The sequence below is a fragment of the Kribbella sp. NBC_01245 genome (assembly GCF_036226525.1).
Taxonomy (GTDB): domain Bacteria; phylum Actinomycetota; class Actinomycetes; order Propionibacteriales; family Kribbellaceae; genus Kribbella.
The window spans coordinates 4,701,164-4,713,168 of the sequence record NZ_CP108487.1 but is presented as its reverse complement, the minus strand read 5'-3'; the positions used below and the strand labels follow the sequence as shown (position 1 = coordinate 4,713,168).

Genomic DNA, 12,005 nt, shown 5'->3' with positions numbered 1-12,005 from the left:
GCCCCCACGATCCGCCGCAAGCGCACCTCCCACCTGTACGACCTCAACCTAAGGAGAACGACCGTCATGTCGAACACCATCCACCGCGCCACCATCCGCCAGGCCACCATCCGCCGCGCCGGTATCGCCGCCTCGGCAGTAGCCCTGCTCTTCGCCACCGTCGCGTGTGGCAGTGAGGACAACGCCGGCAACGCAGGCAGCGGCTCGACCGCTCCCACCTCGGCACCGTCCTCCGCACCTTCGTCGGCCCCCTCCTCGGAGCCGACCACGGCCGACCCGATGGCGGATCTGGTCGGACCGGGTTGCGCCGCCTACGCCAAGGCCGTACCGGCAGGCAAGGGCTCGGTCGAAGGCATGGCCCAGGACCCGGTAGCCGTTGCCGCCAGCAACAACCCGCTGCTGAAGACGCTGGTCGCCGCCGTCTCCGGCAAGCTGAACCCGAAGGTCAACCTGGTCGACACCCTCAACGGCGGCGACTTCACCGTCTTCGCCCCAGTCGACACCGCGTTCGCCAAGATCCCGCCGGCGACCGTCAACGGCCTCAAGACCGACGACAAAACGCTGACCAAGATCCTGACCTACCACGTGCTCCCCGGCCAGATCGCCCCCGACGCCATCGCCGGCAAACACAAGACCGTCCAAGGCGGCGAACTCACCGTCACCGGCACCACCGACGCCCTCACCATCGGCAAGTCCAAGGTCATCTGCGGCGGCGTTAAGACCGCCAACGCAACCGTCTACCTGATCGACACCGTCCTCATGCCCCCAGCCTGACGGTGCCACCGGAGCCCAGGGCGGCGGCCTGTACCACCCCATCGGGCGGCATTCCACGGGGATGCCGCCCGACCGGCACGCCCAGCGATGCCCCGGCTTTGCTGTCCCTTCATCTATCAGTTGCAGTCTTTTGGCGTCTCCTTTGTGGTGAAATCGATTCGGCTCGGCTGGTCTTTGCCGATTCTCTTGCCTGTCTTCCGTTTGGTCTTGCCAGCTGATTTCCCTCTCTTCTGCCGTGGTGGTGGGGTGAGTTCGCCGGTGGTGAGGTTGACTTGGCCGAGGTAGTGGGTGCCGGTGTGGTCGACCACCAGGTAGCGGGCGCCGCGTGGGGTGGTCCATTCGACGCTGCCGTCGGGCAGGAGGGCATTACGCAGGCCACCGTGGGTTTTGGCCCGGTGGGGTGTGCGTGTCACCGGAAGCAGGTTCCGGGTGCTCGTTTGGCCTGGTGGGCCGTTCTTGTCGTAGGGCACGACGTGGTCGAGGTCGGTGGAGAAGGTGGTTTCGCCGGTGGACCAGGGCTCCATCGGGGTTGGGTAGCGCAGTTTCACCCATTCCCTGATCCGCTGCGGAATTTCGTAGGAACCAGCACTGAGCTGTTCACGCAGATCGATCACTGGCTTGAGGGTGACGGCGTCACCGGCGATGAGTTCTTTCAGGTCTGAGACCAGCATCGGGCCGATGCCTTCGACCCGTACGATCCCTTGACCGCTGGCGAGTGATTCCTGGCTGATGTGTACGTAGAAGGTGTGCGGTGCCCGCCCGAGACCGCGGCTGCGGTTACGGGCCTTGAAGCCGGCAACCAACCGGTCAACCGGCACGTCGCCGTCGCCGTCGCCGTCGCTGTATTCGTGGCTGCCGCTGCCGCTGCCGCTGCCGCTGCCGCCATCGGCGGTGTGGCCGCCGGGCGCCTGCTGCGGGCCGCGTGTATCGGCAGTGCGCGCACTGTCGCCGCCGATGTCACCCTGGCCGCACTCGTACTCGCTGTTGCCGCCCTGGCCGTTGCCGTGCTCGCCGTCGCTGTATTCGTGGTCGCTGTCGCTGCCGCTGCCGCTGGTGCAGTGTTCTGCGAAGCCCTCAGTGGTCTGGGCGGCGTTCTTGCGGGCTTTGCGGCGGCCGTGTTCGCGCAGGTCTAGGGCGACGGCGGGGTCGGCTAGCAGTCCGACGGCCTTGGCGCGGAGTTGCTGGTGGGAGCCGGGCTCGCCCTCCTGGGCCATGATCTCGGCGAGTTCGTCGACGGCGGCATCGAAACGGATGGCGTCACCGGTTGCGGTGCGGGCGATGACGGATTTCGTGCCGTGGTCGTTGGATTGGCCCAGCCACACGCCGCGTTGGCGGGCGTAGAGGTCGGCGTCGGCTTGGGCCTTGGCGGGGTCGGCCTGCATTTTGGCCGCCTTCACGAACACCTTCAGCCGTGACGGGGTGACGGTGTTGATGATGGCGTGGATCTTGGCGTCCACGATGCCGGCCGCCGCCAAACTCAGGGAGAGGCAGGTGCGGGCGATCGAGCGGGCCCGCCAGGCTTCGGCGTTGCCGGCCAGGACCTGGGCGAGGATTTTCGGGAACCGGTGGCGCAGCGCGAGGGCTTCGCCGAGGTAGGCGGCCGCGGCGCCGTGGGACATGCCGAGCCGCCAGCCGAATTCCTGGGCACAGAATTCGGCGATCGGCGGGCAGCCCTCACCGCCATACACGCGCAGCCGTTCCACTCCCGGCACGATCTCGCCGCCGGGTGGGGGTTCGACGGTGGCGTTGAGGTCGGTGTAGTGCAGGGCGAGCAGCAGCGACTCGGCTTCGTCGGCCGCGATGCGGGCGCGCGAGGCGGCGGCGCGGTCCAGGGTCTGGTCCACGTCGAGCTCATCAACACCGTTATCGAACATACTAGCGATTATACAGCGTCAAGAACTGCGATTCTCCTTATCCACAAGGGAAATCGCCAGACTTTGGGAGAGGATAGGTGTGCCTGTCTGGCATGGGCCGATTGCCGTCGGAGGTCCCGACGGGCGCCACCAAATGTCGGTACCAGCCCCTTTGAGCTGGCAGCACAATGGCAACTCGCGGACGGGCAGGCGCAGTGGTCACCGAAGGGCGGGCGTAAAGCCGGGTGGCCGGCGTTGGGGGGAGGCCGGCCACCCGGTGGGAGGGGCGCTTCCGCCAAAGGGCCACTCCCGGCTTGTGGGGATCACTGCGGGCTATTCCAGGAGAGGTTGGATGGTGTTGAGGACGTGGGGGCTTAGGTCGGGGCGGAGGGTGTGGCCGTCGGTGTCGGTCAGGCGCTCCCAATCGCCGGAGTGGACGTGGTAGATGTGCGGGCTGATCGGGCCGGGGTCGCACGCGAAGGCCTTGGTGGTGAGGCAGGTCATCAGGGACAGCGCTGCGACCAGGGATTCGTCGCGGATGACGTGCAGGAGTAGGCGATCGCGGGCGGGGATGGAGGCGAGCACGCCGTACGACGGGTTCTCGGCTTGCAGGGACTCGCGCAGCACGGTGTCGAGGACGAGCGCTCGCGAGGCGGCGAAAGGTGAACCGCTGAGCTGTGCGACGACGGCGCCGTCGAACATCACGTAGTCCACCTCGTCGGTCAGGCCGCGGAGATTGGCCAGGCCGGCGATTGTGGCCTCGGCTTGGGTGAGGCCGAGGTGTTCCGGTTCGAGGTGGAGCGCGATGGCACCGTCGGCACGGGTCGCGGCCACGGTGTGCACGCCGGGCAGGAACTCCGGCAACTGGGCGCACCAGTCGGGCGGAATGTTCTGCGCGGTGACGAGACGCAGGTACACCTCGTGCTCTGGATCGGCCGGTGGTGACGGGGGATGCATGACCCAGCGGACTATTCGGTCGAAGTGCTCGTCGACGATCTCCCGCCAGTGTGGTGCCGGCTGGCCGCACACCGCCCGGGCCAGGTTGGTCAGCCCCGCCACGGCGCCGTCCGACGTGAGCAGCGCGCCGGCACCGTCGTACCGCACGCGAAGCCCACGCGCGGTCGCCGCCGCCTCGGCAAGTCGCACCAGCCGCTCCGCCTCCGCCATGGACAGCGGAGCGAGCACCGGATCGAGCGTAGGTCCCTTGAGGAACATGGTCCACCTCCTTCTTGCCAGGGAAGGTACGAGCGAAGGGCCCGCGTTTCCGGACGACTTCAACCCCTGTGGACAACCGGCTCCAGGGCAGGGCCGTAGGGTGCGAGGCGGTGTCAGCACGAGTCTTGGAGGTTGTTGATGGGTGAGGTCCTGGCTGCGCGGCCTACGTCGGCGGCTCGGTTGTCGTTGTCGCACATCACCGCCCAGAACGAGACCAACCTGGTCGGGACCGTGCACGGCGGCGTGATCATGACGTTGGTCGACTCGGTCGCGGGGGTCGTCGCCGCGCGGCATTCGGAAGGTCCCGCGGTGACGGTGTCAATGGACGAGATGACATTCCTGGTGCCGGTCCGGGTTGGCGACGTGGTGCATTTCAGCGCCCAGGTGAACTGGACCGGCTCGAGCTCGATGGAGATCGGCGTCCGGATCACGGCCGACCGGTGGGATTCGGTGACGCCGCAGGTGCATGTCGCGACGGCCTATCTCGTGTTCGTCGCGGTCGACTCCGAGGGCAAGCCGCGGCCGGTGCCGCCGGTACTGCCCGAGACCGAGACCGATCGCAGACGTAATCGCGAGGCCGAGATCCGGCGTGAGCACCGACTCGCCCGCCGCGCCGCCATCATCGCCTCCCGCGCCCAGGAGGGCCGCTAGGTCTGTAGGGTCCGCTGCCATGGAGTTGATCGCGCGGGCTCGCAGGCATCCGTCGGCGGTACTGCTGGTGGTGCAGTTGCTCGGCGTGCTGGTCTATCCCGCGATGGAGAGCAGCGGCAGTGGTGCCGGGCGGGTGGCTTTCGAGATTCTCGGCATCATCGTGCTGGCGCTCGCGGTGTTCTCGGTGCGGAAGTCGCCTGGTCTGACCTGGGTCAGCGTCTGCCTCGGTCTGCCGGCGGTGGTGCTGTCGCTGATCGACGCCGCCCAGCCGAACACCGCACTCGTGCCCTGGTCGGCGATGCTGCACGCGATCTTCTACTTCTACGCGGCGTACAGCCTCTTGCGGTACATGCTGTCGGACCACGAAGTCAGTACGGACGAGCTGTTCGCCACTGGCGCTACTTTCACCCTGCTCGCCTGGGGCTGGGCGTACCTCTATGTCTTCGTGCAGGCGCTTGATCCCGGCAGCTTCATCGCGGCGGTCAACCCGACGGCCGACCGGACCTGGATGGAGTTGTTGTTCCTCAGCTTCACCACGTTGTCCAGTACGGGGCTGAGCGATGTTGTGCCGGTCACACCGTACGGCCGGTCCGTGGTGATGCTGGAACAGCTTGCAGGCTTGGGATATGTCGCCATGGTCGTCTCGCGTCTGGTCGGCCTCACCCTCGCCAGACGGGCCAAGGGGTAGACCCGACGGGCCGGGAATCAACAACCTGTCGAGAAGTCGTTAGGCTTCGAGGATGGCGGAACCGCGGTGGCTGGATGAGAACGAGCAACGGGCCTGGCGTGCCTTCATCGCGGCGCAGCGGGTGATCAACAGCAAGATCGAGCAGCAGCTCCAGCGCGACTCCGGTATGCCGCATACCTACTTCGAGATCCTCGTGCGCCTTTCGGAGGCGCCGGACGGCCGGTTGCGGATGAGCGAGCTGGCGGTGTCCACACTCGGTTCACGCAGCCGGTTGTCCCATGCGGTCGACAGGCTGGAGAAGAACGGCTGGGTCTGCCGTCAGGACGTCGAGAGCGATCGCCGCGGCCAGGAGGCGGTGCTGACCGACAAGGGCCGCGAGGTGTTGCGTGAGGCTGCGCCGGGCCACGTCGAGACCGTCCGCCAGTTGATCTTCGACGTACTGTCGCCGGAGCAGGTCACCCAGTTGCACGATGTCTGCGCCACTCTGGCCGGCGAGGCCGGTGGCACCTACGACATGGCCCGCTGGCAGTAGTGGTGAATTTCTCCGCGTGGCGCCGTCGGCCGGTCGTACCGGTTCTCCTGCTTGCCCTGGTCGCCACCGGATGCGCGGATGACCCCGGCGCCAGCTCATCCCCGGGCACCACCGCAAGCCCGAGCCAACCAAGCGCCAGCACCAGCCCAAGCAGCCCGACAGGCGCAAGCAGTCCGACAAGCCCGACAGGCCCGACGAGCCCGACAGCAAGCAGTACGACGAGCGCGCCGGGCAGCCCGTCCGCCTGCGTGAGCAAGGTCATCGCGGCCATGCCTCTACGCGACCAAGCGGCCCAGCTGGTCATGTCCGGAGTCCGCGCCACCGGCGTCCGCTCGTCCGAGAAGGCAGTCCTCCGTGCCCAGCAGCCCGGCGGCGTACTCCTGATGGGCGCGGGCGGCAGCGTCCGCGAGGTCAGACGCGTCGTCGACACCGCCACAACCGCGGTCGGCCAGGCGTACGGCGTGCAGCCTTTGGTGGCGGCCGACCAGGAGGGCGGCAAGGTGCAACGGCTCAAGGGCAGCGGCTTCGAGCGCATCCCCTCGGCGCGAGAGCAAGGCGGCTGGACCAGCGAGCGGTTGACCGCGAAGGCCGCCGCCTGGGGCCGGGAGCTGGCCGGCGTCGGGGTGAACGTCGACCTGGCACCCGTCGCGGACGTCGTACCGGACTCGATCGGTGACCGGAACGAGCCGATCGGCGCCCTCGACCGCAACTTCGGCAGTACGGCGAACGCCACCAGTGGACCCGTTGCGGCATTCGTCCGTGGAATGAACCAAGCTGGCGTGATGACGTCGGTCAAGCACTTCCCAGGTCTTGGCCGGGTGCGGGGCAACACGGACTTCTCGGCTGGCGTGGTCGACCGGGTGACCAGGCGAGACGATCCGCTGCTGGCGCCATTCGCGGCGGGGATCGCGGCCGGGACGGACATGGTGATGATCGCGACCGCGACGTACGAGCGGATCGATCCCGACCAGCGGGCGGTGTTCTCGCCGATCGTGATCCGCGAGCTGCTACGCGGCGATCTCGGGTACGGCGGAGTGGTGATCTCGGACGATCTGGGCGTTGCCGCCGAGGTGAAAGCGGTGCCTGTCGGGCAGCGCGCCACCCGGTTCGTCGCGGCGGGCGGCGACATCGTGATCACGGCCGACGCGGGTTTGGTCCGGCCGATGGTGGACGCGTTGGTCGCGAAGGCGGGGGACGATCCGGCGTTCGCCAAGCGGCTGACCGAGAGCGTTCAGCGGGTCCTCGCGCTGAAGGAACGCCGTGAGTTGGTCGACTGTGGATGACCTGAACGAGCCCGACTACCGCTTCACGCTGGCCAACGAGCGGACGTATCTGGCCTACCTGCGGACGGCGCTGGCCTGTTACGCGGGCGGCCTGTCGGCGGTCCAGTTCCTCGACGTGGACGGCGAGCGGACGCTGGCCAAGGTGATCGGCGTGGTGCTGGTCCTGACCGGCATGGTCGCCACGCTCGGCGCCTGGCAGCGCTGGCGGAAGAACACGGTCGCCATGCGGTCCGGGGCGCCGCTCCCGGCCAGCCGGTTGCCGCTGATGTTCGCGGTGACGATCGGGCTGGTCGGTCTGGCCGGCCTGATCTTCAGCATCCTCAGATGAGAGACCCGGGCCTGCAGCCCGAGCGGACGCTGCTCGCCTGGCGGCGAACAGCCCTCGGCCTCGTGGCGAACGCCGTACTGCTGATTGCCTCCGGCATCGGCACGTCGTCGGTGCGCCTGGGGCTCGGAATCGTGGTGGCGATCCTCGCCCTGTGCTGCTGGGCGGCGGTCAGCGCGGTCTACCGGAGCCTGAGCCACGGGAGGCAGATTCCGAACCTCGGTTCGGAACGCGTGCTCCGCCTGGCGGCCGGAATTGTGCTCACCGTGGGCCTTTTCGACCTCTACGCGGTAGTAACACGCTGAGACGACGTTGTCACGCTTGGACCGGTCTCAGGCGGGGAATTCATCAGCTCGGGGTAATTTGTCCGGGCAGATGCATCGTCAGCGGTCCGTTGCCCCTAGCATGTTCACGGCTTGTCCCTCGTTCACCCGGAGTTTGAAGTGCCGTTACGTCTGCGTCCGAACGACCCGACGTTCTACGATCTCTTCGCCGAATCCGCGAACCATCTCGTTGATGGCTCCCGGATCCTCGCCGAGTTGCTGAACACCAGCGCAGGCTCCGGCCTTGACGCCAGCGGCGAGATCGCCAAACAGATGAAGGCCGCCGAACATGCGGCGGATGAGACCACCCACGCGATCATCAAGCGGGTGAACTCGACCTTCGTCACCCCGTTCGACCGCGAGGACATCTACCGCCTCGCCTCGGACCTCGACGATGTCATGGACTACATGGAAGAGGCGGTCGACTCGATCCACCTCTTCGGTCTCGAGAGTCTGCCGGCCGAGGTCGCCGAGCAGATCGAGGTGCTGCAGCGGGCCGCGTCGCTGACCGCGGAGACGATGCCGCGGCTGCGCACGATGAAGGACCTCGCGGAGTACTGGATCGAGATCAACCGGCTGGAGAACACCGGTGACGCGGTGCACCGCCGGATCATCGCGAAGCTGTTCAGTGGCGAGTTCGACGCGCTGACCGTGATGAAGGTCAAATCCGTGGTCGACCTGTTCGAGGCGGCTATCGACGCGTTCGAGCACGTCGCGAACACGGTCGAGCAGATCGCCGTCAAGGAGAGCTGACGGGTGGAGCTCGCACTCGTCGTGGCGGTCATCGCGATCGCCCTGGCGTTCGACTACACGAACGGCTTCCACGACGCGGCCAACGCGATCGCCACCTCGGTGTCGACCCGCGCGCTGACACCGCGGGTCGCGCTGATCATGGCCGCCGTGGCGAACTTCGCCGGCGGCATCGTCGGTACCGGGGTCGCCGCCACGGTCGGCAAGGGCATCATCACCGCCCCCTCCGGCACGCACGGCCTGGTGATCGTGTTGTCGGCGCTGATCGGTGCCATCGTCTGGAACCTGATCACCTGGTACTACGGCCTGCCGTCCTCGTCGTCCCACGCGCTGATCGGCGGTCTGACCGGCGCGGGTATCGCCTCCTCCAGCACCGTGCTGTGGAAGGGCATCCTGGACAAGGTCGTCATCCCGATGGTGGTGTCGCCGCTGGTCGGTTTTGTCGGCGCCTTCCTGCTGATGACCGGGATCCTGTGGTTCTTCCGGCGTAAGAACCCGGGCCGGGTCACCCGCGGGTTCCGGATCGCGCAGGGCGTCTCGGCGGCCGCGATGGCCTTCGGGCACGGTCTGCAGGACGCGCAGAAGACCATGGGCGTCATCTTCCTGGCCTTGCTGACCGCCGGCCATGTGAGATCCGAGGACCCGATCCCGCTGTGGGTCGTGCTCTCGGCCGCGACCGCGATCTCGCTGGGCACCTACTCGGGCGGCTGGCGGATCATGCGCACGCTCGGCCGTCGCATCATCCACCTCGACCCGCCGCGCGGATTCGCCTCGGAGGCCACCGCGGCCACCGTGCTGTACGTGATGGCGATCGCGTTGCACGCGCCGGTCTCCACCACGCACACCATCACCACGTCGATCATGGGCGCGGGCGCCACCAAGCGCCTCTCGGCCGTGCGCTGGGGCGTTGCCCGGGGCATCGTCACCGCCTGGGTCCTGACCATCCCGGCCGCCGGTGCGGTTGCCGCGCTCACCTACTTCATCGCGCACTTGTTCCTGGAGTAGAAGGAGTAGTCACTTCTTGGCACGACGGCGGAGCTCCTCCTGGTCGAGGATCTCCGCCTGCTCCGGCGTCGGGGCGCTACCGCCGTACGACGCGGGCAGCCACCAAGAGCCCGGCGGCTGCTCCTCGGCCGGGTAGGCCCGGATGGTCTGGTCGAGCAGACCCGCCATCGTCTTGCGGAGCTGGGCCGTGGCCTCGGTCGCGTCGTCCTTGCGGGTGACCGTGATCGGCTCGCCGACCGTGATGGCGACGGTCTTGCCGCGGGAGAAGTCGCGCGGGTGGTCCTTGGTCATCATCCGGTGGGTGCCCCAGAGCACCATCGGGATCACCGGCACGCCGGCGGCAGCGGCCATCCGGACCGCGCCCGACTTGAATTCCTTCAGCTCGAACGAGCGGCTGATCGTGGCTTCGGGAAACACGCCGACCAGCTCGCCCTCGCCGAGGAAGCGCAGCGCCTCGCGGTAGGACGCCGAGCCCGCGCCGCGATCGACCGGAATGTGGTGCATTCCGCGCATCAGTGGACCGGCGATGCGGTTGCGGAAAATCGCCTCCTTGGCCATGAACCGGATCAGCCGCTTGCTCGGCTGGGCGCCGAACCCGCCGAAAGCGAAATCGGCGTAGCTGATGTGGTTCACCGCCACGACGGCACCGCCCGAGCGGGGAATGTGCTCGGTCCCGGTCAGCCGGAACGTCACGTTCATCAGTTTGAACGCCGTCTTGGCCGCCAGGACGACCGGTGGGTACACGATGTCGCGCATGACCTGACGCTACCTGCCGCGCGTCTGCGCCACACCTGCCGGTCGCGTGACGCGCGTCGCGGCATGGCCGGGCCGTCCGGGATACAGTCGACCACGACAAGTTGATAACGCGGGAGCTCGCACCGTAGTGGGCTGAGAGGGCGGCTGGATCAAACCGGCGCCGCCGACCGCCGAACCTGTCCGGGTAATTCCGGCGTAGGGAGCACGAATCGTGAAATCAGTTCAGCAGCCTGTCCAGCCGTCCGTCACCACCGGGCCGATCTCGGGTTCCAGCAAGATCTACACCGAGTACGACGGACTCCGGGTGCCGTCGAGGCGGGTCAACCTGACCAACGGTGAACACTTCGACGTGTACGACACCTCGGGGCCGTACACCGACGTGGCGGCCGAGATCGACGTACAGAAGGGTTTGCCGCCCTTGCGGCGCGAGTGGGTCGAGGGCCGGCCACGGCTCACCCAGCTCGCGCACGCCCGGGCCGGCACCATCACCGAGGAGATGCGGTACGTCGCGGCCCGGGAAGGCTTCGATCCCGAGTTCGTCCGGGCAGAGGTGGCCCGGGGCCGGGCGATCATCCCGGTGAACCACAACCATCCCGAGTCCGAGCCGATGATCATCGGCAAGAAGTTCCTGGTGAAGGTCAACGCCAACATCGGCAACTCCGCCGTCACCTCGTCGATCGCCGAGGAGGTGGAGAAGCTGGTCTGGGCCACCCGCTGGGGCGCCGACACGGTGATGGACCTCTCCACCGGCAAGAACATCCACGAGACGCGCGAGTGGATCATGCGCAACTCGCCGGTCCCGATCGGCACGGTTCCGCTCTACCAGGCGCTGGAGAAGGTGAACGGCGATCCGGCCGCGCTGAACTGGGAGGTCTACCGCGAGACGGTGATCGAGCAGTGCGAACAAGGCGTCGACTACATGACCGTGCACGCGGGCGTGCTGCTCCGGTACGTGCCGCTGACCGCCCAGCGCATCACCGGTATCGTCTCGCGCGGTGGCTCGATCATGGCCGCGTGGTGCCTCGCGCATCACCAGGAATCCTTCCTGTACACGCATTTCGCCGAGCTCTGCGAGATCCTGCGCGAGTACGACGTGACGTTCTCGCTCGGTGACGGGCTTCGGCCGGGCTGTATCGCGGATGCCAATGACGCGGCCCAGTTCGCCGAATTGCGCACGCTAGGCGAGTTGACGCAGATCGCCTGGCAGCACGACGTACAGGTGATGATCGAGGGGCCCGGGCATGTCCCGATGCACAAGATCGCCGAGAACGTCCGGCTCGAGGAAGAGCTCTGCGGCGAGGCGCCGTTCTACACGTTGGGGCCGTTGGCAACGGATATCGCGCCGGCGTACGACCACATCACCAGCGCGATCGGCGCGGCCCAGATCGGCTGGCTCGGTACGGCGATGCTCTGCTACGTCACGCCGAAGGAGCACCTCGGGCTGCCGGATCGCGATGACGTGAAGACCGGCGTGATCACGTACAAGATCGCCGCCCACGCCGCCGACCTGGCCAAGGGCCATCCGAACGCGCAGGCCTGGGACGACGCGCTGTCGCGAGCGCGGTTCGAGTTTCGCTGGGAGGACCAGTTCAACCTCTCGCTGGACCCGGACACGGCTCGGTCCTACCACGACGAGACTTTGCCCGTTGAAGCGGCGAAGACGGCGCACTTCTGCTCGATGTGTGGGCCGAAGTTCTGCTCGATGCGGATCACCGCGGACATTCGCAAGTACGCCGAGGAGCGCGGCCTGACCTCCACCGAAGCCATCGAGGCCGGGTTCCAGGAAATGTCGGACACGTTCGTAGCCAACAAATCCCAGGTATACCTGCCTGTGGTCCAGTAATACTTGG

At 67.5% G+C, this 12,005-nt stretch carries 13 protein-coding genes; 10 read left to right on the top strand and 3 right to left on the bottom strand.

Annotated elements, in window-relative coordinates:
- The first annotated feature begins 66 nt into the window (after positions 1-66).
- Positions 67-774 carry a fasciclin domain-containing protein gene (locus tag OG394_RS21100; protein ID WP_328988726.1) on the top strand — a complete coding sequence of 236 codons (708 nt, stop codon included), beginning with the start codon at positions 67-69 and terminating at the stop codon, positions 772-774.
- A gap of 116 nt (positions 775-890) precedes the next feature.
- On the opposite strand, the gene OG394_RS21095 is transcribed toward OG394_RS21100, so the two are convergent.
- Positions 891-2,648 (bottom strand): DUF222 domain-containing protein, encoded by a 1,758-nt coding sequence (locus OG394_RS21095; protein ID WP_328988725.1) that lies wholly within the window; start codon positions 2,646-2,648, stop codon positions 891-893.
- A gap of 312 nt (positions 2,649-2,960) precedes the next feature.
- A complete protein-coding gene (locus tag OG394_RS21090) occupies positions 2,961-3,842 on the bottom strand; it encodes a hypothetical protein (RefSeq protein ID WP_328988724.1) in 882 nt (293 codons plus the stop codon).
- A 138-nt stretch (positions 3,843-3,980) separates the two neighbouring features.
- Here OG394_RS21090 and OG394_RS21085 point away from each other — a divergent pair, with 138 nt between their 5' ends.
- The 8 genes from OG394_RS21085 to OG394_RS21050 all read left to right on the top strand — a co-directional run bounded on the left by OG394_RS21085 (position 3,981) and on the right by OG394_RS21050 (position 9,399).
- The gene (locus OG394_RS21085) at positions 3,981-4,493 is read left to right on the top strand and encodes an acyl-CoA thioesterase (protein WP_328988723.1); all 513 of its coding nucleotides are present in this window, start codon (positions 3,981-3,983) and stop codon (positions 4,491-4,493) included.
- Between the two features lie 19 nt (positions 4,494-4,512).
- Positions 4,513-5,181, top strand: coding sequence for a potassium channel family protein (locus OG394_RS21080; protein ID WP_328988722.1), 669 nt, complete (start codon positions 4,513-4,515; stop codon positions 5,179-5,181).
- Positions 5,182-5,233: 52 nt separating this feature from the next.
- Positions 5,234-5,713: a MarR family winged helix-turn-helix transcriptional regulator gene (locus OG394_RS21075; protein ID WP_328988721.1), complete on the top strand. Its 480-nt coding sequence runs from the start codon at positions 5,234-5,236 to the stop codon at positions 5,711-5,713.
- A gap of 248 nt (positions 5,714-5,961) precedes the next feature.
- Positions 5,962-6,996, top strand: coding sequence for a glycoside hydrolase family 3 N-terminal domain-containing protein (locus tag OG394_RS21070; RefSeq protein WP_328988720.1), 1,035 nt, complete (start codon positions 5,962-5,964; stop codon positions 6,994-6,996).
- Positions 6,974-7,324, top strand: coding sequence for a YidH family protein (locus tag OG394_RS21065; protein ID WP_328988719.1), 351 nt, complete (start codon positions 6,974-6,976; stop codon positions 7,322-7,324). Before OG394_RS21070 ends, OG394_RS21065 begins: the two co-directional genes overlap by 23 nt.
- Positions 7,321-7,626, top strand: coding sequence for a DUF202 domain-containing protein (locus OG394_RS21060; protein ID WP_328988718.1), 306 nt, complete (start codon positions 7,321-7,323; stop codon positions 7,624-7,626). The genes OG394_RS21065 and OG394_RS21060 overlap by 4 nt, the downstream gene beginning before the upstream one ends.
- A gap of 138 nt (positions 7,627-7,764) precedes the next feature.
- Positions 7,765-8,397: a DUF47 domain-containing protein gene (locus OG394_RS21055; RefSeq protein WP_328988717.1), complete on the top strand. Its 633-nt coding sequence runs from the start codon at positions 7,765-7,767 to the stop codon at positions 8,395-8,397.
- A gap of 3 nt (positions 8,398-8,400) precedes the next feature.
- Entirely contained in the window at positions 8,401-9,399 is a 999-nt protein-coding gene (locus tag OG394_RS21050) for an inorganic phosphate transporter (protein ID WP_328988716.1), read from the top strand.
- 9 nt (positions 9,400-9,408) lie between these two features.
- Here the strand turns inward: OG394_RS21050 and OG394_RS21045 are convergent, their stop codons facing one another.
- Complete coding sequence (locus OG394_RS21045) at positions 9,409-10,155, bottom strand: lysophospholipid acyltransferase family protein (protein ID WP_328988715.1); 747 nt, start codon at positions 10,153-10,155, stop codon at positions 9,409-9,411.
- Between the two features lie 211 nt (positions 10,156-10,366).
- On the opposite strand from OG394_RS21045, the gene thiC reads away from it, so the two are divergent.
- The gene (gene thiC / locus OG394_RS21040) at positions 10,367-11,998 is read left to right on the top strand and encodes a phosphomethylpyrimidine synthase ThiC (RefSeq protein WP_328988714.1); all 1,632 of its coding nucleotides are present in this window, start codon (positions 10,367-10,369) and stop codon (positions 11,996-11,998) included.
- The last annotated feature ends 7 nt before the right edge of the window (positions 11,999-12,005 follow it).